21 protein-coding genes and 1 tRNA gene are annotated in these 23,101 nt (G+C 67.3%); 4 read left to right on the plus strand and 18 right to left on the minus strand.

Features of this window, described 5'->3' with window-relative positions:
- Positions 1–134: 134 nt before the first annotated feature.
- Both recG and ACZ5M6_RS11750 read left to right on the plus strand, forming a co-directional pair.
- Positions 135–2,222: an ATP-dependent DNA helicase RecG gene (recG, locus tag ACZ5M6_RS11745; protein WP_464160123.1), complete on the plus strand. Its 2,088-nt coding sequence runs from the start codon at positions 135–137 to the stop codon at positions 2,220–2,222.
- A gap of 91 nt (positions 2,223–2,313) precedes the next feature.
- On the plus strand, positions 2,314–3,927 hold the full coding sequence (locus tag ACZ5M6_RS11750) for an NAD(P)/FAD-dependent oxidoreductase (protein ID WP_464158720.1): 1,614 nt from the start codon (positions 2,314–2,316) through the stop codon (positions 3,925–3,927).
- A 129-nt stretch (positions 3,928–4,056) separates the two neighbouring features.
- On the opposite strand, the gene ACZ5M6_RS11755 is transcribed toward ACZ5M6_RS11750, so the two are convergent.
- The 6 genes from ACZ5M6_RS11755 to ACZ5M6_RS11780 form a co-directional block, all read right to left on the minus strand.
- A complete protein-coding gene (locus ACZ5M6_RS11755) occupies positions 4,057–4,743 on the minus strand; it encodes an acyl carrier protein (RefSeq protein WP_336967189.1) in 687 nt (228 codons plus the stop codon).
- Between the two features lie 100 nt (positions 4,744–4,843).
- The gene (locus ACZ5M6_RS11760) at positions 4,844–5,638 is read right to left on the minus strand and encodes an MBL fold metallo-hydrolase (RefSeq protein ID WP_464158721.1); all 795 of its coding nucleotides are present in this window, start codon (positions 5,636–5,638) and stop codon (positions 4,844–4,846) included.
- Entirely contained in the window at positions 5,635–6,417 is a 783-nt protein-coding gene (locus tag ACZ5M6_RS11765) for a TatD family hydrolase (RefSeq protein WP_464158722.1), read from the minus strand. The genes ACZ5M6_RS11760 and ACZ5M6_RS11765 overlap by 4 nt, the downstream gene beginning before the upstream one ends.
- On the minus strand, positions 6,417–7,409 hold the full coding sequence (locus tag ACZ5M6_RS11770) for a DNA polymerase III subunit delta' (protein WP_464158723.1): 993 nt from the start codon (positions 7,407–7,409) through the stop codon (positions 6,417–6,419). The genes ACZ5M6_RS11765 and ACZ5M6_RS11770 overlap by 1 nt, the downstream gene beginning before the upstream one ends.
- Complete coding sequence (gene tmk / locus ACZ5M6_RS11775) at positions 7,406–8,038, minus strand: dTMP kinase (RefSeq protein ID WP_464158724.1); 633 nt, start codon at positions 8,036–8,038, stop codon at positions 7,406–7,408. Before tmk ends, ACZ5M6_RS11770 begins: the two co-directional genes overlap by 4 nt.
- A 38-nt stretch (positions 8,039–8,076) precedes the next feature.
- A complete protein-coding gene (locus tag ACZ5M6_RS11780) occupies positions 8,077–8,865 on the minus strand; it encodes a septal ring lytic transglycosylase RlpA family protein (protein WP_201463965.1) in 789 nt (262 codons plus the stop codon).
- A 110-nt stretch (positions 8,866–8,975) separates the two neighbouring features.
- Here ACZ5M6_RS11780 and ACZ5M6_RS11785 point away from each other — a divergent pair.
- A tRNA-Ser gene (locus ACZ5M6_RS11785) sits at positions 8,976–9,065 on the plus strand.
- Between the two features lie 789 nt (positions 9,066–9,854).
- On the opposite strand, the gene ACZ5M6_RS11790 is transcribed toward ACZ5M6_RS11785, so the two are convergent.
- From ACZ5M6_RS11790 to ACZ5M6_RS11840, 11 genes are all read right to left on the minus strand, one after another.
- Positions 9,855–10,484 (minus strand): helix-turn-helix transcriptional regulator, encoded by a 630-nt coding sequence (locus tag ACZ5M6_RS11790; protein WP_464158725.1) that lies wholly within the window; start codon positions 10,482–10,484, stop codon positions 9,855–9,857.
- Positions 10,477–10,743 carry a hypothetical protein gene (locus ACZ5M6_RS11795; RefSeq protein ID WP_464158726.1) on the minus strand — a complete coding sequence of 89 codons (267 nt, stop codon included), beginning with the start codon at positions 10,741–10,743 and terminating at the stop codon, positions 10,477–10,479. The genes ACZ5M6_RS11790 and ACZ5M6_RS11795 overlap by 8 nt, the downstream gene beginning before the upstream one ends.
- Complete coding sequence (locus tag ACZ5M6_RS11800; RefSeq protein ID WP_464158727.1) at positions 10,740–11,327, minus strand: lytic transglycosylase domain-containing protein; 588 nt, start codon at positions 11,325–11,327, stop codon at positions 10,740–10,742. The genes ACZ5M6_RS11795 and ACZ5M6_RS11800 overlap by 4 nt, the downstream gene beginning before the upstream one ends.
- A 215-nt stretch (positions 11,328–11,542) precedes the next feature.
- Positions 11,543–12,040 (minus strand): tyrosine-type recombinase/integrase, encoded by a 498-nt coding sequence (locus tag ACZ5M6_RS11805; protein ID WP_464158728.1) that lies wholly within the window; start codon positions 12,038–12,040, stop codon positions 11,543–11,545.
- A 153-nt stretch (positions 12,041–12,193) separates the two neighbouring features.
- Complete coding sequence (locus ACZ5M6_RS11810) at positions 12,194–12,883, minus strand: response regulator (RefSeq protein ID WP_054765924.1); 690 nt, start codon at positions 12,881–12,883, stop codon at positions 12,194–12,196.
- On the minus strand, positions 12,883–15,570 hold the full coding sequence (locus ACZ5M6_RS11815; protein WP_464158729.1) for a DUF4118 domain-containing protein: 2,688 nt from the start codon (positions 15,568–15,570) through the stop codon (positions 12,883–12,885). The genes ACZ5M6_RS11810 and ACZ5M6_RS11815 overlap by 1 nt, the downstream gene beginning before the upstream one ends.
- Positions 15,571–16,149 (minus strand): K(+)-transporting ATPase subunit C, encoded by a 579-nt coding sequence (gene kdpC, locus ACZ5M6_RS11820; RefSeq protein ID WP_152950355.1) that lies wholly within the window; start codon positions 16,147–16,149, stop codon positions 15,571–15,573.
- Positions 16,150–16,159: 10 nt separating this feature from the next.
- Positions 16,160–16,876: a TorF family putative porin gene (locus ACZ5M6_RS11825; protein ID WP_054765927.1), complete on the minus strand. Its 717-nt coding sequence runs from the start codon at positions 16,874–16,876 to the stop codon at positions 16,160–16,162.
- 23 nt (positions 16,877–16,899) lie between these two features.
- Positions 16,900–18,966 carry a potassium-transporting ATPase subunit KdpB gene (gene kdpB / locus ACZ5M6_RS11830; protein ID WP_054765928.1) on the minus strand — a complete coding sequence of 689 codons (2,067 nt, stop codon included), beginning with the start codon at positions 18,964–18,966 and terminating at the stop codon, positions 16,900–16,902.
- Between the two features lie 18 nt (positions 18,967–18,984).
- Positions 18,985–20,694 carry a potassium-transporting ATPase subunit KdpA gene (kdpA, locus tag ACZ5M6_RS11835; RefSeq protein ID WP_464158730.1) on the minus strand — a complete coding sequence of 570 codons (1,710 nt, stop codon included), beginning with the start codon at positions 20,692–20,694 and terminating at the stop codon, positions 18,985–18,987.
- Between the two features lie 18 nt (positions 20,695–20,712).
- Positions 20,713–20,796: a potassium-transporting ATPase subunit F gene (locus ACZ5M6_RS11840; protein ID WP_082503478.1), complete on the minus strand. Its 84-nt coding sequence runs from the start codon at positions 20,794–20,796 to the stop codon at positions 20,713–20,715.
- A gap of 377 nt (positions 20,797–21,173) precedes the next feature.
- Here ACZ5M6_RS11840 and ACZ5M6_RS11845 point away from each other — a divergent pair, with 377 nt between their 5' ends.
- On the plus strand, positions 21,174–22,067 hold the full coding sequence (locus ACZ5M6_RS11845; protein WP_464158731.1) for a PA3715 family protein: 894 nt from the start codon (positions 21,174–21,176) through the stop codon (positions 22,065–22,067).
- 74 nt (positions 22,068–22,141) lie between these two features.
- Here the strand turns inward: ACZ5M6_RS11845 and ACZ5M6_RS11850 are convergent, their stop codons facing one another.
- Positions 22,142–22,903, minus strand: a complete 762-nt coding sequence (locus ACZ5M6_RS11850) for a hypothetical protein (RefSeq protein ID WP_054765931.1) — start codon at positions 22,901–22,903, stop codon at positions 22,142–22,144.
- Positions 22,904–23,101: the final 198 nt, after the last annotated feature.

Raw genomic sequence — 23,101 nt, forward strand, 5'->3', positions numbered from 1 at the left:
CCGTTGAATATGCTGGTGCGCCAACGCACAGAGCCGCCGCGCGGCGAGCGATAGCGCACCCAGAATGGAAGAAGCGCAGATAGCGTTCCTGAACGGACTTCGCCACCCGTCATGGTCACGCTATGTTCACGGCGATGCGTCCGCAGATTCTTTTCCCCCTGTTCGCCGAGGTCTCCAGCCTGAAGGGCGTGGGCCCCCGCATCCTGCCCCTGGTGCAGAAGGTGGCGGGGCCGCTGGTGCGTGATCTGGTCTTCCTCAGCCCCTCCGGCGTCATCGTCCGCCGGCCGATGGAGGCGGCGACCGCCGTGGACGGCGAGGTCGGGATCTTCGAGATCGTCATCGACCGCCTGTTCGTCCCCAGCCGCCCCGGCGCCCCGCTGAAGGTCCGCGCCAGCGACGCGACCGGCTTCGTTCACCTGGTCTGGTTCGGCGGCTCGCCCCAGCATATCGACCGGCTCCTGCCGCGCGGCGAGACCCGGCTGGTCTCGGGCAAGGTCGAGCGGTTCAACGGCGAGGTCCAGATCGTCCATCCGGACATCGTCACGCCCGACAAGGCCGCCGACATCCCGGCCTCCGAACCCGTCTATCCGGCGACCCAGGGCTTGACCTCGCGCCAGCTGCGCAAACTGGTCCAGGCCGCCCTGCCCGCCGCCCCCGACCTGCCGGAATGGCAGGACCCCGCCTGGCTGAAGAAGCAGAACTGGCTGGGCTGGCGCGCCGCCTTGGACGCCCTGCACGCGCCGAAGGGCGAGCCCGACCTGTCGCCCGACGCCCCCGCCCGCCAGCGCCTGGCCTATGACGAGTTCCTGGCCCACCAGCTGGCCCTGGCCCGCCGCCGCCGCGCCCGCGAGATCAAGCCCGCCCCCGTCATCGCCCCCGGCGCCGCCTCCGACGGCCTGCTCCAGGCCCTGCCCTTCCAACTGACCAACGCCCAGGCCCAGGCCGTCGCCGAAATCCGCCGTGACCTGGCCTCGGGCAAACAGATGGGCCGACTGCTTCAGGGCGATGTGGGTTCCGGCAAGACCGCTGTCGCCGCCCTGGCCCTGACCGACGCGGCCTCCAGCGGTTTCCAGTCCGCCCTGATGGCCCCGACCGAAATCCTGGCCCGCCAGCATTATGAAAAGCTCGGCCCCTTGCTGGAGTCGGCCGGCGTCGCCTCCGTCCTGCTCACCGGCCGGGATGCGAACGGCCAGAGACGCGAGAAACTGGCCGCCCTGGCCTCCGGTCACGTCCAGGTCGCCATCGGCACCCACGCCCTGTTCCAGGACGCCGTCCGTTTCGACCGCCTCGCCCTGGCCGTCATCGACGAACAGCACCGGTTCGGCGTCAGCGAGCGCCAGAGGCTTCAGGCCAAGGGCGATCCGCGCCTGGGCGCCGTCCACCTGCTGACCATGTCGGCCACCCCCATCCCCCGCACCCTGGAACTGACCCAGTACGGCGAGCTGGAGGTCAGCCGCCTGATGGAGAAGCCGCCGGGCCGCACCCCCGTCACAACCGCCGTCGTCCCCCTGGCCCGCATCGGCGAGGTCGCCGCCCGGCTGAAGACGGCGCTGGACGCCGGCGCACAGGCCTATTGGATCTGCCCCCTCGTCGCCGAATCCGAGGCCATAGACCTCGCCGCCGCCGTCGACCGCGCCGACGACCTGCGCCGCCTGCTGGGGGTCGAGGTCGGCCTGGCCCACGGCCAGATGCCCGGCGCCGAGCGCGAGGCCGTCATGGCCGACTTCGCCGACGGCCGCATTCCCCTGCTGGTCGCCACCACGGTGGTTGAGGTCGGGGTCGACGTGCCCAACGCCTCCATCATGGTCATCGAACACGCCGACCGTTTCGGCCTGGCCCAGCTGCACCAGCTACGCGGCCGCGTGGGTCGCGGCGCAAAGGCCAGTTCCTGCATCCTGCTGTACGGCGGCCAGGACGGCGCCCTCGGCGAAACCGCCAAGGAACGGCTCGAAACCCTGCGCCGCACCGAGGACGGCTTCGTCATCGCCGAGGAAGACTTCCGCCTGCGCGGCGGCGGCGACCCGCTGGGCCTGAAACAGAGCGGCTTCCCCGCCTACCGCTTCGCCGACCCGATCCGCCACCGCGCCCTGATGCTGGCCGCCGCCGACGACGCCCGCCTGATCCTGAACCGCGACCCCGACCTGGCGTCCGAGCGCGGTCAGGCGGTTCAGGTGCTGGAGGAGTTGTTCGACTGGAAGGGGCATAAGGCAGGGGCGGATTGAAGGGGACAGCCACGCCCGCCCCGCACCCCACACCCGTCATCCTAGGCCTTGCGCCTAGGATCAAAAGACTCGACCGGCTAGAACGCCCCGGATGTTGCGCCTGTCAGAACTCAAACTGCCCCTCGACCACCCGCCGGAGGCCTTGCCCGCCGCGATCGCCGCCCGCTTGGGCGTTCCGCCGGACGATCTTGTCTCCTGGTCGATATGGAAGCGGGCGCACGACGCCCGCCGGAAATCCGCGATTCTGAAAGTCTACATCCTCGACGTCGAGGTGAGGGATGAAGCGGCGGTGCTGGCCCGCCTTGCGGACGACGTGCACGTGGCGCCGACGCCAGACGTCGCCTACCGCCCGGTCGCGGTGGCGCCCAGGACCGAGCGCCTGCGGCCGGTCGTGATCGGGGCCGGGCCGTGCGGCCTGTTCGCCGGGCTGATCCTGGCCGAGATGGGGTTCAAGCCGATCATCCTCGACCGCGGCAAGGTGGTTCGGCAGCGGACCAAGGACACCTGGGGCCTGTGGCGGAGCAGCAAGTTGGACCCGGAATCCAACGTGCAGTTCGGCGAGGGCGGCGCGGGCACCTTCTCCGACGGCAAGCTCTACAGCCAGATCAAGGATCCGCGTTTCCTGGCCCGCAAGGTGTTGACCGAATTCGTCGCAGCCGGGGCGCCGGAGGAAATCCTGACCGAGGCCCACCCGCACATCGGCACCTTCCGCCTGGTGACCATGGTCGAGGCCATGCGCGAGAAGATCGAAAAGCTGGGCGGCGAATACCGCTTCGAGCACCGGGTCACGGACATCGATCTCGACAAGGGCGTCCTTCGGGGCGTGCGCCTGCACACTGGCGAGACGCTGGAGGCCGATCACGTGGTCTTCGCCATCGGCCACTCGTCGCGCGACACCTTCCAGACCCTCTACGAGCGCGGCGTCCATATCGAGGCCAAGCCGTTCTCGATCGGCTTTCGCATCGAGCATCCGCAGTCGTGGATCGACAAGGCCATGTTCGGCCCCTGCGCCGGCCACCCTGACCTGGGCGCGGCGGCCTATTCGCTTTCGCACCATTGCTCGAATGGCCGCACCGTCTACAGCTTCTGCATGTGCCCGGGCGGCACGGTGGTCGCGGCCACCAGCGAGCCAGGCCGAGTCGTGACCAACGGCATGAGCCAGTATTCGCGCAACGAGCGCAACGCCAACTCCGGCTTCGTGGTCGGCATCTCGCCCGAGGATTATCCCAGCGACCATCCGCTGGCGGGCATCGAACTGCAACGGGATCTGGAGACCCGCGCCTATGCGGCCGGCGGCGGCGACTATTTCGCGCCGGGCCAGCTGGTCGGCGACTTCCTGGCGGGCCGCCCCTCGACCACGCTGGGCGAGGTCGTCCCCAGCTATAAACCGGGCGTCCGCCCGACCGACCTGGCGCCCCTGATGCCCGACTATGTGATCGCCGCCATGCACGAGGCCCTGCCCGTCTTCGGCCGCAAGATCGCCCGCTACGACGACGCCCAGGCGGTTCTGACGGGGGTCGAAACCCGCAGTTCATCCCCGATCCGAATGACCCGCGGCGCCGACTTCCAGAGCTTGAACGTGCGCGGTCTCTTCCCTGCCGGCGAAGGCGCCGGCTACGCCGGCGGCATCCTGTCGGCCGCCGTCGACGGCATCAAGGTCGCCGAAGCCGTCGCCCGGTCGATGGTGGCGGAGGGGACGGCGTAGGCAAAAGGCGGCGCATCGCCGCGATCGTGCGGCAATCCGGACCTCGTCAGAGGGCGCTGATTGGCTTTCTGGCCGCTAGCCTAAGACGGTTCCCGCCCCATACGCGACGTTCGGATGGTCTGCTCGGCGCTACGCCAACAACCTTGTCTGGCGGGAAATCAACTCCGGACGAACGCCAGCTTCCCGCGCTAGCAAATCTCGAAATATCCGCCAGACTGTCGTCGGCCGAGCGTCAGCGCCCTTTGCGGCGAAAACGGCAAAGTTGGACAGCGCGATTTCCGTCGAAAGATCGCCAACGGACATCGTTCCGAATGATGCGACACCAGAGCGCACGACAACCCAGCCCGCAACAGTTCCCATGGCCGAAAGAACAGCCATGATCGGGGAATGAGAGGCTAGAAGGCCAGCAATGCCGAATATCAGCAGCGCGATCCCCAAAAAAGTCTTCCCCCCAAAGGTCAGAGGAACAGGCGCCGTTTCCGTCTCTTGGGCCAAAGCCTTCAGCACGGCAGCCTGACGTATTTGTGTTAGGTCCCGGAGCTTTGTCGATGGGCGAATAACACCGGCGCTTCCCCTGCTCCGTAGAAACCGCCGCACGTCATAGAACGCCATCGAAGTCGAGCACTTGCCTTGTATCACCGTCGTGGCGAGCTTGCTCAGAACGGCTTCGTAAAAGTCGCCTACGGTCTCCCAGGAAGAAGTTTCCTCGTCCTTGAAAGAAAGGCCAAACGACCGTTCAATCGCGACCAGCACGTCGAGGTCATCGCCATCGCCAGCTAACCCGAGCGTCGTCAATGGGGCGGGAGTCGCGATCATACACCGAACGTCGCTCAAACCGCCTCTATCGGCAAGTTCCGCCTTTCACCCCGAACAGATGTCCCAAACGTCCGCTTTCCAGCGGAACCTTGCCAAAAACTCAGCCGATCATGCAGCGCCAGCCGTCGAAGCCGACCTCGACATTGGCCGGAACAATCGCCGACAGTTCCTTGTAATCCATGTCGATATGCAGGTTCGTCAGCACGGCCCGCTCGACGTCCGCCGCCGCAATCCATTCCAGCGTCCGGTCCAGATGGGCGTGGGTCGGATGGGGGGTGTAGCGCAGGGCGTCGACGATCCAGACCTGACAGCCGGCCACCGCACGGATCGCCGCGTCGTCCAGGTCCGAGACGTCGCTGGAATAGGCCATGTCGCCCAGCCGATAGCCGACCGACCGGATCGGCCCGTGCCCCTGATCGAAGGTCACGACCGGGATCGCGCCCCCCGGCCCCTCCACCGACCAGGCCGTGCCGTGCGGCGGAATGACCTGGGCGTCCAGCAGCGGCGGATAGCCGAACTTGCTCTCGAAGATATAGTCGAACCGGTGCGACAGGGACGTCAGGGTCGCCTGGTCCATCCAGGCCGGGATCCGCTTGCGCGCCCGCGTGGCGAAGGTCCGCAGGTCGTCGATCCCATGGGTCTGGTCCGCGTGGTCGTGGGTATAGAGGACCGCGTCGATATGCCGGATCTCGCTAGCCAGCATCTGTTCGCGCAGGTCCGGCGAGGTGTCGATCAGGATGTTGGTCGTCCCCTCAGGCCCCGTTTTGCGCGCCAGCATCGAGCAGCGCGTGCGCCGGTTCCTCGGCTCGGCCGGGTCGCACACGCCCCAGTCGCCGTCGCCCCGCGGCACCCCGCCCGAGGATCCGCTGCCCAGGATGACGACTTCGAAGCTCATGCCGATCTCGGTATCCGGTCAAAGAGGCCGAAGAAGGCCTCGGTGGTTCTCTGGTCCGCCTCCTCGGCGCTCCAGCCCCGGATCTCGGCCAGCTTGTCCAGCACATGGCGGATATAGGCCGGCTCGTTGCGCCGCCCCCGATGCGGGATGGGCGCCAGATAGGGGCAGTCGGTCTCTACGATTATACGCTCGGCCGGCATGTCCCGGATCACCGCTCGCACATCCTCGGCCGCCTTGAAGGTGGAGATCCCTGAAACCGAGAACCAGGCCCCCAGTTCCGCAGCGATTCCCGCCAGTTCCGCACCGCTGGTGTAGCAGTGCATCAGCATCTTGAACGGGCCGGCGGCCTGCTCCTCCTTCAGGATCGCCCCCATGACCGCGTCCGCCTCGCGGGTGTGGATCACCAGCGGCAGGCCCGTCTCGCGCGCTGCAGCCACATGCTGGCGGAACACCGCCGCCTGGATCTCGCGCGGGCTGAAGTCATAGTGGAAGTCCAGCCCGCACTCCCCGATCCCCACCACCTTGGGCCGCTGCGCCAGCTCCACCAGGGTCGCCGCCGTCAGTTCCGCCGCGTCCTTGGCCTCGTGCGGATGGACCCCGACCGTGCACCAGATGTCGTCGTTGGCCATGGCGATCCCGTGGGTCGCTTCAAAGGTGGTCAGCTTGTCGGAGATCTCGACCATCAGAGCGACCCCGGCCTCGCGCGCCCGGGCGATCACCGCGTCCCGGTCTTCGTCGAACTGGGGGGCGTGCAGGTTCACATGGCTGTCGATCAGCATCAGCCCCTCCGTTCCTCTTGCGCCTGAACCCGTTTCAGGTCGGCCAGCGCCCCGGCGAGGACATCGCCCCGGTCCAGGTTCAACCCGGCCGTCCGCTCCGGCAACGGCTGCAGCCGCTCCCACAGCTCGGCCCAACGGTTGCCGAAGCCGGGCGCACTGTTCAGGGCCCGCATCCGCACTGCGGCGATCAGCCGGTCCATCAGTATGTCGAACCGCTCCTGGCCTTCCGCGCCCCGGAACCTGTCGGCGACGGCCAGGGCCTCGGCCCGGTCCACATCGCCCTCGACCCAGCGCCGCGCCAACTGGTCCATCTCGAAGGTCGCGCCCGACGCCAGGGCCAGGGCCGCGCCGGGCGATCCGCCCGCCATGGCCGCCGCATGTTCGGCCGCCTCCGGCTCGGCTCCCGTGCGGTTCCGCACCAGGGTCTCCAGCCGCTCCTGGCTCCAGATCGGGAAGCTCAGCCGCCGACAGCGCGAACGGATCGTGGCCAGCAGACGCCCAGGGGCGTGGGTCACCAGGAACAGCACGCCCCGCTCGGGCGGCTCCTCCAGAACCTTCAGCAAGGCGTTGGCCGCATTGATGTTCAGGTCATCGGCCGCATCGATGATCGCCACCCGGTGCTGGGCCTGAGACGGGCTCTTGGAAAAGAACTCCGGCAGGTCGCGCGACTGATCGACCGAGATCGACTTCTTGGTCTTGCCGCCCTCGACCAGCCGTTCCAGCACCAGCAGGTCGGGATGGGACTGGGCCGAGATCAGCCGGCTGACCGGATCGTCGCGCCGCGCCCCCAGCGGCCCCCGCGCCGGATCCGCCCCCGCCCCCAGCAGCCGCCGCGCCGCGCGATAGGCGAAGGTCGCCTTGCCGGTCCCCTCGACCCCGCACAACAGCCAGGCGTGGTGCAGACGGCCTCGCTCCCAGGCGTCCAGAAAGGCCGTTTCCGCCGCCGCATCGGGCACCAGATCGAACCGATCGCGGGGGTGGTCGTCGCTCACAGCAGCCGGTCCTGCACCGCCCGCCAGACCCGCGCCTCGACCTCGTCCGGCGACCCCACGGCGTCGATCAGCACGCACCGATGGGGGTTGGCCTCGACGATCCTCAGAAAGCCCTCGCGCAATCGCTGATGAAACTCCAGCCCCTTGGATTCGAACCGTGTCTCAAACAGGCCGCGCCCGAACGCCCGCTCCAGCCCCACCTCGACCGGCAGGTCGAACACCAGGGTCAGGTCCGGCTGGTCGTCTCCGACCACGCCTGCATCGATCTGTTCGATAAAGCTCTGGGCCACGCCGCCGCCGGCGCCCTGATAGGCCCGGCTTGAATCGGCGAACCGGTCGCACACCACCCAGTCGCCGGCCTCCAGCGCCGGCCGGATGGTCCGCTCCAGATGGTCCGAACGCGAAGCGTACATCAGCAGGGTTTCGGTCATGGCCGACCAGGGCTCGGCGTCGGTGGCCACGACCAGGTTGCGGATCACCTCCGCCCCCTTCGATCCGCCCGGCTCTCGCGTGCGGACCACCTGGCGGTCGCCCAGAACGGGTTGCAGCCGCTCGACCAGCCGTCCGACCTGAGTCGACTTGCCGGAGCCCTCGCCGCCTTCGAAGCTGATGAATTTCCCACGGGTCACGGGCGCACTAATGGCGTCCGCAGCGCGGGAGGCAAGCCTTAGCCGCCGGATATCAACAGAGCGTCCGCATATCCGCGCGCCACGACCGCCTGACGGGCCGTCTCGGCCGCATTGGCGTCGCCCCAGGGACCGACCAGAACGCGGTACAGTCCGCCGGTCTCGTCCACGGTCGCGCGCTCGCCCAGCCTGCGCGCGGTCCGCCGCGCGCTGTTCTGATCCCTGAACGCCCCGGCCTGGACCCAGAAGCCGCCGCCCGCGCCGACCGGGGCTTCGGCCGAGGTCGAGGGAGCGGGCGCCGCCGCCTCGGCCCTCAGCACAGCGCCTCCGCCCAGTCGCGGCGCCCGGCCGAGATAGCGAACCCGCACCCGCCCCACGCCTTGCCGCAGCAGATCCAGCTCCTGCGCCGCGCCCCGCGACAGGTCGATGATTCGCCCATCGACGAACGGCCCGCGATCATTGACCCGCACCACGATCCGGCGCCCGTTCTCCAGATTGGTGACCTCGACCAGGCCCGGCAGCGGCAGGGTCTTATGCGCGGCGGTCAGCTGGCGCATGTCGAACCGTTCGCCGGTCGAGGTCGGCCGACCGTTGAAGGCGTCGCCGTACCAGGAGGCCAGACCGACCTCGTCATAATCGGGCTGTTCCTTGGGCGTGTACCACCGCCCGCGCACCTGATAGGGCCGCATCGTGCCCGACACGATCGGGGCCGGGTCCCTGACGACGGGCGCGGCTCCGCCGCCTCGCCCGCCGCCCAATGTCGAACAGGCCGCCAGCAGCGAGAACAGCCCCAAAACCAGGCCGCTCCGGATCCACTGTCCAACTCGCATCGGCACGCCTCGTCACACCCGTCCAAAAACAGGATGACCGAAGACATTTCCGCTTTGGTTAATGGGGCGTTCGCCTGCTATGGCGTCCGCCCGACCGGGCGATCCGGCAAGGAAGTGTGGCCGAGTGGTTTAAGGCACTGGTCTTGAAAACCAGCGACGGTGCGAGCCGTCCGTGGGTTCGAATCCCACCGCTTCCGCCATTTGCATTAATTTTATTACGCAAATTCTAGCTTTTTCTCTACGCCCACCTAAACACCCGCCTATCACAACACCGCTTCAGATGGCTTTTCAGGGCGTTCGAGGTGTGTTCGGTTATCTCCAGTTTCGCCTGGTCCGGGAGTTCTGTCTCACTTCCACAGCGGTTTCAGGCGCGATTCGGCGATATGCCCGAACCATCTCAGGCGAAGAGAGAACGAGAGTCCGCCAAGCACGCAGCACTGTCGTCAGCCGGATAGCGCCGTCTCCTTAATCGACCCTCGCCATCATCCAGCGACGAAAGGCGTCGGCGCCCGCTTGTGCCCCGAAGTGAATCGTGTCGGCCATGGCGTAGAACCAGCTCGTCCCCAGCCTGCTAATCAGCCACGTACCCAGCGAGCGCTCACGACTGGCCCGCGATCGGGCAAGCGGAGCGAAGTCATGCGGGACCATTCGTTCGGCGTCAGCTGTTTGCATCGGCCGCGATAGATCGTGCTTGCCTTGGCTGTCGATTGGCCACTTCGCCTTTCCAACAGATCCTGACCGCCTCGGGTCGGTAGCGCGAACTCCATGGACGCGGGGGAGCGTCCTCAGTGATCCCGAAATGACGGACCGAGTCCGCACCATGTCGATCATTCCCACGTCATGGCGCGCCTCCACGCAGTGACGGAAATTAGGGATCACCTGAAGAGGTGGCGCCAGTCAGACGATACAGTCGAGGGCCCGCCCCGTAAGACCGTCGCCGCATCGACCGAGGCCTAAGTTGAGGTCGGGGCCAGAGTTGAAGATGAAGGCTAGAAGCCGAAGTCCGTCTGAACTGGATCCGGACCACGTGAACGTCGTCGCGGCTTGCGCGCCGCCACTGCGGGCGGCGTACACGGTGGAGGTGGAGGTGGCGTTGGGGATTGCGGCGGAACCGACCCCGTCGTCGCCGAACCGGGCGCCCGCTCGCGGGACGGACCGTTCTCCCGCGACGACAGTGGCATGCCCGGCAGACGCGGCGGGCTCGGCGGGCTCGGCGGGCTGAAACGCCGCTCGCCGCCCGGCGCTCGGCCGGGAACCGGTTCGGCGCCTCGCCTCGCCCTTTTCCAGGCGTTCAATTCGCTTTCCCGCCATCCGACCCGACCTGGGGACACGGGTATGGGCCAAGGGAAGAGTCCTGCCCGCTGCATGCGCAAGGCCGTCGTTCGGCTGAAGCCGACGAGGTTTTGAACCTCGGGCCAGAGCAAAAGCCGGTCATCCGGACCGCCGGGCTGGACGCCGTCGTCGTTTAACCGGAACGGGGTCGCCCGGCCTCTTGGAGGCGGAACCGGCGTCGATTCCGCGCGGTCGAGGATCACGTCCGTCACGATCCGCTCCCTCACCGCCTTCGGATGGGCGGAGAAGAGGTTGGGGCCGTCGGATCGGGGCGTCCGATCACACACGGCGTCGGCTCTGGGCGGCGGCGGGGGCGCCGGTGCGGAGCCCCAATATCTGGGCCGCCGCCCAGGCTTCGAGCAGATTGCGGGGATAGAAGGGTTTTGAACGGACGTGGAGACACGGAGGTCCGTCCGACCGGGTGGACCAAAGCCGCGCCAGCGGGGCCGGCTTGAGCCGGATGCCCCGCTGCGCCAGGAAGGCGGAGGTCTCGGCGCGCGTCAGGAGCGCGCCCTCCTCCACCGCCGAAAACGCGGGCTCCGTCACCTTTGGGAGCCTCCCGTAGGCTGGCATTGCTGGACGGTGAGGATCCGCCGGCCCGCCGTCAGGGCGGAGGTAGCAGCCCAGAACGCTCGCGACGTACTGGCGGGTTTCGGCGATGTCGGGGATCTGTCCGAGCCGGGCCACCCGGGGGGTCCGGCGTTGTAGGCGGCCAGAGCCAGCCGCACGTCGCCGAACCGGACGAGTTGCTGCGCCAGATAGGCCACGCCGCCGCGCACGTTCTCCTCCGGCTCCAAACGATTCGGAACTTGAAGATCGGCGGCTGTCCCGGGCATCAATTGGGTCAGGCCACAGGCGCCGGCGATCAAACAGGCCTCGGGTCGATAGGCGCTTTCAACAATGACGACGGCGTGAAGCAGCTTCTCGTCGAGGCCGTGTCGCCGCGCGGCGGCCTCCACAGCCGCCTGGTAAGGCTGGCTGAGCGCCGCGATCCTGTCGCTCAGCGCTTCGAACTCACCGACGCCCTCCCTGTCCTCAGACGAGAAGCCGAACAGCCGCCGCCGGCGGCGGACCAGTCCACGGCCTGGGCCCGTGCCGGTCCAATGCCCATAGTCGGGCTGACGAGGCACAGGAGGAGGGCCGCGCGGCTGGCATACCTCACCACAGACGAACGTCCGGCTTGGCCACTCTGGCTGGCAACTGAGCGCCAACGGCGGTCATGCGGATTATGCCGGATAGAGGACATTCGCGCGTGGATCTGAGGCACGCTTTCGGGGCGCGATGCATGCTTTTCAAACCCACCCTTAGCAGATATGACTGGGCTCGTTTCAGGCTCGGTCGAGAGTCACAAATCGATCTGCTCTGATATCTCCAGGGCGTCGTCCACCTCGATGCCGAGGTATCGGACAGTGCTCTCCAGTTTCCGGTGACCCAATAGGAGTTGGCAAGCCCGCAGGTTACCGGTCTCCTTGTAGACGAGAAACACCTTACTGCGGCGGAGGCTGTGAGTTCCGTAACCCTGCGACTCGAGGTCGATCATCCGAATCCATTGATCGACGAGCCGGGCGTCCTGTCGGGTGCCAATGTGCTGCCCCGGCCGGCTACGACTGGGGAACAGCCAGTCCTCATCGCGCTGACCCCGGACCTTTAACCAGGCAGCGATTGCGTCACGCGCGGCCTCTGTGATTTCGAACGGCACAGGCCTACCCGTCTTCCGCTGGATGACGAATGAGCGCTGGCGGAAGGCCCAGATGTGCTTCGGCTTGAGCGGCGCCTCGGCGCCGATCAGACCAGCCCGTGTTCCATGGCGCTTGGGTTGGATGAATAGGTCAGACTGGCGCATGGCCAACCTCCATTGAGGTCGCCTCCATGTGCGTTGCCATTCTATGACCACAGCAGCTCTCAGCGCCGTCGGCGGTCAGGTCTTTAACCCAAAGAGCATCTTCAGATAATCGCCATGGCGCCGCCGTCCCGCCTCGGCTACCGGTCGGCTGAATCAAGTGGCAAGCCGATACCCAATGCCTGGTTCGGTGACGAGCAAAGCGGGCTGGGCTGGGTCTTTCTCCAGCTTGTGCCGGAGTTGGCCGATCACGACACGCAGATACTGGACGTCGTGCAGGTGGCCGGCGCCCCAGACGGTCTTCAGCAGATCGACATGGCCCAGCACCTTGCCGGCGTTGCGCGCCAGATAGGCCAGGACGTCGTACTCCTTGGGCCGCAGCTTCACCCGCTCGCCGGCGCGGGTGACGATCCGGCGGTCCAGATCGATTATGACATCCTCCGCCGTGACCACCCCGCCAGCGACCGGCGTCAGCATGCCTTGGCGCAAGCCTGCGCGGATGCGCGCCAGCAATTCGCCGACGCCGAATGGCTTTTCCACATAGTCATTGGCCCCCAGGTCCAAGGCCGCAATTTTTTCCGCCTCGCGGTCGCGTGCGGACAGGATGATGATCGGTCCCTTGTAGAACTCGCGCGCGCGGGTCAGCACGTCCTTGCCGTCCATATCGGGCAGGCCCAGGTCCAGGACCACGGCGTCGGGGTTCCACAGGGCGATGGCGCGCAGGCCTTCCTGTCCGCTGTCGGCGCGCTTGGGTTCATAGCCGGCGGCGTCGAGCGCAGGCGACAGAAACCGGTGGATTTGTGGTTCGTCGTCGATGACCAGAATCTGGGGGCGAACGGCGGTCATCACAGCAGATCCGGATGGGTGGCGATGGACTTGGGCAGGCTGATCAGAATTCGAGTTCCGCGCTTTTCACCGTCCGGTCCGTCCTGGATCGGGCTGGCGGCGGCGATGCGGCCGCGCATGGCCTCGACGAAGCCCTTGGCGATGGCGAGCCCCAGGCCGGCCCCTTTTGCACGGTCGGTGGATTCCTCCATACGCCGAAACTTGTCGAACACCCTTTCCAGCTCCGCAGTCGGGATGCCCCTGCCCTCGTCCTCGATGGAGATGACGACGGCGCCGCGATCCTCATAAGCCGCCAGTTCGATGGTCGTGCCGTCGGGGCTGTAGGCGATGGCGTTTTCCAGAATGTTGACCACCGCCTGTTCCAAGAGGCCCGGATCGGCCTCGACCATGCTGAGCTGGGCGGGAAAGTCTCGTGTGACCTTGCGCTGGCCCAGGCGGCGCGACACCCGGTCGGCGGCGGCGTTCAGGATGTCGCGCACATCGGTCCAGTCGGTGCGGACGTTCAGCCCGCCGCCCTCTAGCCGGGTCATGTCCAAGAGGTCGCCGACATAGCGCGACAGGCGCTCGGCCTCTTCTCGGATGCTCAGCAGCAGGTCGTCGCGGACCTCGGGCTTCAGGGTCGCACCATAGTCGATCAGCGTCGTCGCCGAGCCCAGGACCGTGGACAGGGGCGTGCGCAGATCGTGGCTGACCGAGTTCATCAGGGCGGCGCGGAAACGGTCGGCGCGGCGCAGGGTCTCGGTCTCCAGCGCCTGACCCGCCAGGTCGGCGCGCTCCAGCGCAACGGCGCCTTGATCGAGCAGGGCCAGGGCCAGCCGCTCCTCGTCCGAACCCGCCGCCACGGCCGAGGCGTCGATCCCCGCCACCCCGGCCCGCCCTCGAACCCCCTCCAGGGGTTGGAACCGCCAACGGCTCTGCGGCAGGGTGCCGGTGCCGTGGCCGGCGACCTCGCCATGCATCCAGGCCCAGCGGGCGGCCGCCATGGCGTCGGCGCCCAAGACCACCCTTTCTGGACTGGCGGCCGCCGGGACAATGTCGTCGCCGTCCGGCAGCAAGACCACGGCTCCCGCACCCGCAGCGGCGGACGCCTGTTCGGCCAGGCTTAGAGCCGTGCCGGCGCGATCCTGGGCGGCGGACAGGGTCTGGCTGGCGGCCAGCAAGGCCGAGACGGCGGCGGCGCGCCTTTGGGCGGCGCGGGCCTGTTCGCGCACCCGCCCCGCCAGAACCCCTGTGCCCAAGGCGACAGCCCAGAACAGAACCAGAGTGAGGAAGTCGGTCGGCGAGCCGATCAGGAAACTGTAGCGCGGCTGAAGGAACAGGAAGTTGTAGGTCAGAAAGGCCAGGGTCGCCGCCGCCAGGGCCGGGCGCAGGCCATTCAACACCGCCGCCGCCACGACCGCCGCCAGATAGATGACGCCCAGATCGACCCGCTCGAACCGCGTGTCCAGCAGCAGGGCGACGCCCGTCGCCGCACCGATGGAGCCGGCGCTCGCGCTATAGGCGCGCCAATCCACGCCGCCGCGCGGTGCCGCCCGCGTCGCCGGTTCGGGCGCCGCCAGATCCCCTTCGGTCACCACATGAACCGCGACGCCCTGGGCCTTGCGCAGCAGTTCGGTCGCCAGGGCCCGGCCGGTCCATTCGGCGAACCGCCCGCCCCGCGTTCTGCCGATGACGATCTGGGTGACGTTGTTGCGATGGGCGTGATCCAGAACGGCGCGCACCACGTCGTCGCCGCTCAGCGTCACCGGCCGCGCCCCCAATTGCTCGGCCAGTTTAAAGGCCTCGGACAGGCGCGCCATCGAGCGGGCGTCCGAGCGCGAGTCCGACGGCCGTTCCACATGGGCCACCGACCAGGGGGCGTCCATCATCATATCCGACATTCGCCGCCCCGTCCGCACCAGAGACGCGCTCATGGCGTCGCCGCCGACGAGGACCAGGATTCGCTCGCTCGCCGCCCAGGGCCCGGACACGCCGCGGACCCGCAGATGGGACAGCAGCTGATCGTCCACCGTCTGGGCCGCGCGGCGCAGGGCCAGTTCGCGCAGGGCTGTCAGATTCTCCAGCTTGAAGAAGTTCTCGGACGCCACCTGCGCCGTCTCGGGCACATAGACCTTGCCCTCGGCCAGGCGAGCGCGGAGGTCCTCGGGCGTGATGTCCACCACCTCGATGTCGTCGGCTTCGGTCAGGAGGCTGTCGGGCACCGTTTCGCGCTGCCGCACGCCGGTGATGCGCAGGATAACGTCGGAGAGGCTTTCCAGATGCTGGATGTTCAGCGTCGTCCAGACATCGATCCCGGCGTCGCGCAGCTCCTCCACATCCTGCCAGCGTTTTGGATGGCGAGAGCCCGGCGCGTTGGAATGGGCGTATTCATCGACCAGCAGCAGCCCGGGGCGGCGCGCCAGGGCGCCGTCGAGATCGAACTCCATCAGCGACCGCCCACGATGGTCGATCGGCGTGCGCGGCAGGACCTCCAGGCCGCGCAGCAAACTCATAGTCTCCTTGCGGCCGTGGGTCTCAACCAGACCCACGACGACATCCAGCCCCTCAGCCTTTCGCCGACGGGCGGCGCGCAGCATTTCATAGGTCTTGCCCACGCCGGGCGACATGCCCAGAAACACCTTCAGCCGCCCGCGCTTGCGGCGCGGAACGGCTGAAGTCGCGGGCGTTTCGGGCGCCGTCTCGGGCAATCAGCCCTCCGCGCCGAAGCGGGCGTCCAGCGCGCGATTGGTCATCAGGACATTGACCCGCGGCTGGCCGATGAAGCCGAGGAAGGCCCCCTCGGTCTGGCTGTCGATGATGCTCTGCACCTGCTGCACGGAAACGCCTCTGGCGCGGGCGATCCGCGCGGCCTGAAGCCGAGCGTAGGCCGGGGACACGTCCGGGTCGAGGCCAGAACCCGAGGTCGTCACCGCATCGGCGGGGATGACGCCGGGACCGTCCTCGGCGCGGATGGCCTGGGCGCTTTCGGCGACCCGCGCCGCCAGGTCCGGGTTCAACGGCCCCATGTTCGAGCCCGACGAGGCGGCGGCGTCATAGCCGTCGCCCGCAGCCGAGGGGCGCGGATGCAGATAGGTCGAACCCGCGAACGGCTGTCCGATCAGGGCCGAGCCAACGACCCGACCGCCGGCGTCGCGCACCAGGCTGCCGTTGGCCTGGCTGGGGAAGGCGATCTGGGCGATCCCCGTCACCGCCAGCGGATAAGCCAGCCCCAGCAGGAGGGTGAAAAGAGCCATCATCACGATGGCTGGACGCAGTTGGTTGACCATGGTCCTCGCCTCAGAAGGTCACCTTCAGCGTCGCTATGGCGCGCGCGCCGTAGAGATCGCCGAAGTCGTGTTGATCGGTGTCGTGATAGCGCAGGTCGACGGCCAGGGTGTCGGTCAGCTGATAGGCCGCGCCCAGGTTCCAGGTGGTGTAGTCTAGGTCCGAAGACACCCACTGACGCCCGACGGCGCCAGAAACAGTCCATTTCTCGGCTGGGCTGACGGCGCCGTTGATCTCCGCATAGGACGCCTCGTCCTCCGATGCGCCGAAGAAGTCGGGTGAATAATAGACCGCCGCTCCCAGGGTCGCGGGACCTACAGCGCGCGAGGCCGCCGCTTTCAGCTCGACATAGTCATAGTCCGCGCCGTCCGGCTGGCCGGCGTACAGATAGCCGATGACGCCGAAGTCCAGGGCATAGCCCGCCACCTCGGGCCGATAGCCGGCGTAGAGATCGACCTCGGCGTGGGTGTCGTCGCCGAAATCGACATTGGAGGCCCAGCCGCCGGCGTAGAAGCCATTGCGGGTCAGATCGACGCCCGCCGAGATCGCCGGATCTTCCTGCGTCTGGCTGACGCCGCGGAAGACATAGTCGGACGTCAGGGCGACGTTTGCCGAAACATCCTGCGCCTTGGCCTCGCTGCATAGGCCCAGGCCTGCGATTGCGGCGATACTGGCGGCGGCGAACCAGGCGTCGTTACGGCCGGAGGCCTTGTTGAGACGATTACGCATGGAGATATCCTTGGAAGCGCGCATCAGGCCAGGCCCAGCGCGGAAATGACGAGATCGATCAGCTTGATGCCGACGAACGGCGCGATCAGACCGCCCACGCCGTAGATCAGCAGGTTGCGACCCAGCAGGGCGCCGGCGCCGATGGCCCGGTATTTGACGCCCTTCAGCGCCAGCGGGATCAGGGCGACGATGATCAGGGCGTTGAAGATCACCGCCGACAGTATGGCGCTTTCGGGACTGTGCAGACGCATCACGTTCAGCGCGCCGAGCGACGGCAGGGCGACCACGAACATGGCCGGGATGATGGCGAAATACTTGGCCACGTCGTTGGCGACCGAGAAGGTGGTCAGGGCGCCGCGCGTGATCAGCAGTTGCTTGCCGACCTCGACGATCTCGATGACCTTGGTCGGATCGCTGTCCAGATCGACCATATTGCCGGCCTCGCGCGCGGCCTGGGCGCCGGTCTGCATGGCCACCCCGACATCGGCCTGGGCCAGGGCGGGCGCGTCATTGGCGCCGTCGCCGCACATGGCGACCAGACGGCCCTTGGCCTGTTCGGCCTTGATCAGGCGCATCTTGTCCTCGGGCGTCGCCTCGGCGAGGTAGTCGTCCACCCCGGCTTCCGAGGCGATGGCCGCCGCCGTCACCGGATTGTCGCCGGTGATCATGACGGTGCGCAGGCCCATGCGACGCAGGTCGGCGAAGCGCGCCTTCACGCCCGGCTTGACCACGTCCTTCAGGTGGATGACGCCGACCAGCACGCCGTTCTGGGTCACGGCCAGGGGCGTGCCGCCCGAACGGGCGATCCGGTCCACCGCCTGACGGAACTCGGCGGGAGCCGCGCCGTCGGACAGGTTCAGATCCTTCAACACCGCATCGACCGCGCCCTTCCTCCAGCTGTCCTTGCCGACGTCCAGGCCCGACTGGCGGGTGACGGCGGTGAAGGGGATGGCGACGGCGCCGACAGGTTGTTCGACCGAGACGCCGGCGTTGCGGCCCAGCTCGACGATGGACCGGCCCTCAGGCGTCTCGTCGGCCAGGGACGCCATGACGGCCGCGGCCAGGGCGGCCTCGGGGCGCACGCCGGGAACCGGGATGACCTCGGTCGCCATGCGGTTGCCGAAGGTGATGGTGCCGGTCTTGTCGAGCAGCAGGGTGTCGACGTCGCCTGCCGCCTCCACCGCACGGCCCGAGGTGGCCAGCACGTTCACCTTCAGCAACCGGTCCATGCCGGCGATGCCGACGGCGGACAGCAGGCCCCCGATCGTGGTTGGGATCAGGGTGATGAACAGGGCGCCCAGCACCATCGGGTCCAGATCGACGCCCGAATAGGCGCCCAGGCCCACCAGGGTCACGACCGCGATCAGGAAGATCAGGGTCAGGCCGACCAACAGCACGGCCAGAGCCAGTTCGTTCGGCGTCTTGCGTCGATCCGCGCCCTCGACCATGGCGATCATGCGGTCCAGGAAGGTCGAGCCCGGCTTGGCGGTGATGCGCACCTTGATCCAGTCGGACACCACGGTGGTGCCGCCGGTCACCGCCGAACGGTCGCCGCCGCTTTCGCGGATCACCGGGGCGCTCTCGCCGGTGATGGCGGCCTCGTTGACCGAGGCCACGCCCTCGATGATCTCGCCGTCCGAGGCGATGACATCGCCGGCCTCGACCAGGATGACGGATCCGATCTCAAGATCCGACGCATTGGTCGGGATCACCATGCCGGTCTCGGGATCGACGATCAGCTTGGCCTTGGTTGTGACGCGGGTGGCGCGCAGACTATCGGCCGCCGCCTTGCCCCGCCCTTCGGCGACGCTTTCGGCGACATTGGCGAACAGGACCGTGGCCCACAGCCACAGCGCCAGTTGCACCGCAAAGCCCGCCGATTGACCGCCGGCCATGGCCGCCGCCGCCGAGATCGTGGACAGAAGCGCCACGATCCAGGTGGTGAAGATAACCGGGTTCTTGACCAGTTTGACCGGGTTCAGCTTGACGAAGGCGTCGCCGACTGCGCGCCCGATCATCGCCCCGGAGAGACCGCCCGCGAGGGGCGACGCACCGCCGCCCTCGCGGGGATCGAGTGTGATTTGTGTCATGTCAGGATGTCCGAAGGATCAGGCGCCGGCGACCGCCGCGAGCACCTGGAAGTGCTCGACGATCGGTCCCAGGGCGAGGGCGGGTAGGAACTGCAGGCCGCCGAGGATGAGGATCACGCCGATCAGCAGGCCGATGAACAGGCCGTTGTCGGTGGGCAGTGCGCCGGCGCTGGGCGCCAGCTTGGGCTTGACGACCAAACTGCCGGCGATGGCCAGAACGGCGACGGCCGGAACAAACCGACCGAACAGCATCCCCAGACCCAGGGTCGTGTTCCACCAGGGGGCGTTGGCGGTCAGACCCGCAAAGGCAGAGCCGTTGTTCGCCGCCGCCGAGGTGTAGGCGTAGAGGATCTCCGAAAGGCCATGCGGGCCGTCGTTCAGCAGCCCCGCCAAGGCGTTGGGGAACACTGCACTGACCGCCGCGAAGCCCAGGATGGCCAGCGGCAGGACCAGCACCGCGATCATGGCGAACTGGATCTCGCGCGCCTCGATCTTCTTGCCCAGATATTCGGGCGTCCGTCCGACCATCAGGCCGGCGACAAAGACCGACAGCAGGGCCATGACCACCATGATGGCGATGCCCGATCCGATCCCGCCGGGCAGGATCTCGCCCAGCTGCATCAGGAACATCTGCAAGGCCCCGCCCAGCGGCATATAGCTGGCGTGCATCGAATTGACCGAGCCGTTCGAGGCGCCGGTCGTGACCACGGACCAGGCGGTCGAGGCGGGCGCGCCGAAGCGGACCTCCTTGCCCTCCATATTGACAGAGGCGTCCACCTGGGCCGCGACCAGGGCCGGGGCCGGCTGGGTCTCAATCACATACATGGCCGCGCTGGCGACGCTCAGCAGGATCAGCGCCGCCGCCGCAAGAGCGCGGACGTCGCGTCCCGCCAGAGCCGTGCGGCCGAAGGCGAAGAAGGCCGCCCAGCCCATGACGTTGATCGCCACGGCGCTGAGAAGATTGGTGATGGCGTTGGGGTTCTCGAAGGGATGGGCGCCGTTGACGTTGAAGACGCCGCCGCCGTTGATGCCCAACTGTTTGATCGCCACCTGGCTGGCCGCCGGAAACAGCGGCAGGCTCTGGGACCCGCCCTCGACGCCTGTCGCCTGAACGTTCGCCGCCAGGCTCTGCACAACGCCCAGCCCGGCCAGAACGACCGCCAGCACCAAGGCTGCGGGCAGCAGCACATAGAGGGTGGTCCGTGTCAGATCCGCCCAGAAGTTGCCGACGCCCTCGCCGCGATGGGCCACAAAGGCCCGCGCCAGGGCCGCCGCTATGGTCGCCCCGGTCGCAGCCGACACGAAGTTCTGTACCGTCAGCCCAACCATCTGGCTGAAGGTCGACATCGTCGCCTCCCCGCCATAGCTCTGCCAGTTGGTGTTGGTGACAAAGCTGACGGCGGTGTTGAAGGCCAGGTGCGGCGACACGCCGGCAAACCCCTGCGGGTTCAGCGGCAGCAAGCCCTGCAGACGCAGGATCGCATACAGCAGCACAAAGCCCGCCAGGTTGAAGGCCAGCAGGGCGCCGGCATATCCCAGCCAGCCTTGGCTGCGTTTCGGATCGACGCCCGCCGCGCCGTAAAAGACGGCCTCGACCGGCTTCAGCATCGGGTCCAGCCAGGTCCGCTCGCCGTTCCAGACGCGCGACATATAAATGCCGATGGGCCAGCCGAGCATGACGGCCAGCCCAAGGGTCAGGGCGATCTCGCCCCATCCTTGAATGTTCATGAAATCCGTCCCGGTTCCTCAGAACCGCTCGGGCCGCAGCAGCGCCGCGACCATGTAAACGGCGACGACCAGCGCCCCCGCCCCCCAGAGCATGGCGATCATCGTCACACCCGTTTCAACGCTGTGGCCAGCAGGGCGAAGACGGCGAACGCCCCTGCCCCGATCGCCAGAAAGATCACATCGGCCATGTCGGCCTCCTCGCTCAAAGTTCGAGCGGGACAGGACCATCAAGACGCATAATGGCGCGATGTGACTCCCAGCCCTTCGTCTAAAGGATTCATAAAAACATGGATCTATAGACCGGTCGCCTACTAGGCCTATCGCCTGGACGAAGAAGCGCGTCGTGGCTTCCCATTGGGAGTCGCCGTCGTCGATCCGTAGGAGAATTGGTCGCTTTTGCCAGGATGGACGGCGTCCCCTATGGATCGATCCACTTGCCCTACGCCAAGGCCCCGACTTCCCATTGACCGGGAACTTCCGTGACGAAAACGATGCTCAATGTCTATCAGCAGCAGACCATAGTTCAGCGGCTGTCAAAAGCTGTGAAGGGAGAGACCATGCGGACGGTCGACGGATGGAGTCTGGCGACGCTGATGTTGGCGCTGTGCTTGCCGACGCTAGCGCGTGCACAGGATCAGGAATGCGGGGACATCCGGGCGATCGTTCGTCAAGCCTACCCCAGTGCGGTCTCGGACGGTGAGCGCACTATGAGAACTGGAAATCGCACGCTCACCCTGCCCCCACCCTCGTCGATAAACCCTCACGCCATCGTCTGTCGTCGCTGGCGGGGAAGGCCAGGACTGCTTCTGGTCGCCATCCCGCTTATTGCTGAGGTTGGCGTGGATTCGACGCTGGGTGATCTTGATGTGCTCGTCGTCGACGAGCCAACCGGCACGCCGCGCCATCGGCTCCGCATTCCCCACGCCATGGACGACGACGCCGTCCGGATTTCCCGGATTTCTTTCGACACTGCGCCATACCGCCTCGGGCCAGATCGACTGGCGTTTGGCGTGAGACGCGAATGGGTCGGCAGTTCGCGCCCTAACCCGTTCATGGAAACCACGCTGTCCCTCTACGAGCCGCGGGGCGCAGCCCTCGCGTCAGTCTTGGACGACCTGATCGTCCAACGCAGTCAAGGGCAATGGGATCTGTCCTGCGCCGGCGAGACTGTTGTGACCGAGCGGATTCTTCGAATGATCCCGGGCCAGAAGGGGCAGGATATTTCGGTGCTGGAGCGGATCACTCAGAGCACGTCTAGGGAGGCCAAGAACGGTGAGTGCAGCACGACCGACCAAGCGGTCGCGCCTCGCACGATCCGCCTTTCATTTGACGGCAAGCGCTATGACGTTCCCCGCCTGATCCAGCGACGCTAGCCATCTGGTCATAAGGCGACGCGAACGGCGATCTTGATGTCGCTGGTGCGCCACGACAGGTCATCCCTCCCGCGTCATGTCGCTGGACTTGATGGGACGGCGACGGGCTTCTTGGGCGGACGGGCGATCGCCTCGGCCCTTTCCAGAAGGCTCTCCGTTCTGAGGAGGCGATCGTGATCCGTGTGGATCATCCCCCGCACGATGTAGCTGCCGAGCAGGACGCCGAACCCGATAATGGCCAGCTCCGGGGCGAGGCCGGTGGCGAGCGCGCCGAGGGCCCCGGCCGGATCGCCCCCTTCCACGGCGGACCTGAGATTGGCGGCCGCTCCGACCGCAAGCTCTCCCTCCGGAGAGACGATGAACCGTACGGCGGCCGCGCTCGTCGCGATGAGACCAACGGCGATCGGTAGCTTGTCCGGGGTGCGCGCGTTGAGCTTCAACTCGAGACGCACGGATTTCAGCCGACTTGTGATCTCGTCCTTCGAGAACTGATCCGCTACCTCCCCGGCAAAGGAAGCCGCCAAATCGTGGCTGCGCTGGAACCGCCCCTGTGATCTCGCATGAAGTTCCCGGACAAGGACGCCGAAGCTGAAGACCCAGCTTAGGCCCACGAGACCGAGCCCCAGCAGGAAGGCTCCGGCAACGACCGGCTTGAGCCACGCTCTGATCGTCGCCGCGTTCAGGGCGAGAAGCCCACCCAGTATCGTGACGATCAGCGCCCCGACACCGATCACCATCATCCATTTCAACACAGTCTCAAACCGTCCCTCCGGAGCGGAGGTCCGGTTGGCGCGGCACAAGGCGTCTATCGAATAGTCGGAGTTCTTGCCTGTCATGGCGGCGGTGTGGCCTCAGAACGTAAACTTTGAGTTGCGCTCCACAGCGCGCCCCTCAACCGTCGTCCAACACGAACACCTTGTGAGGGCCGGTTGCTCCGGCCGAGGCGCCACCATGGCGCGCGACAGTCTGGCGGAACAGGTGCAGCTCAAGGAGGCCGAGATCCGCTCCACCTAACTGCGCCTCAGAGAGCAGGA

It is taken from the genome of Brevundimonas sp. Br13 (genome assembly GCF_055391505.1).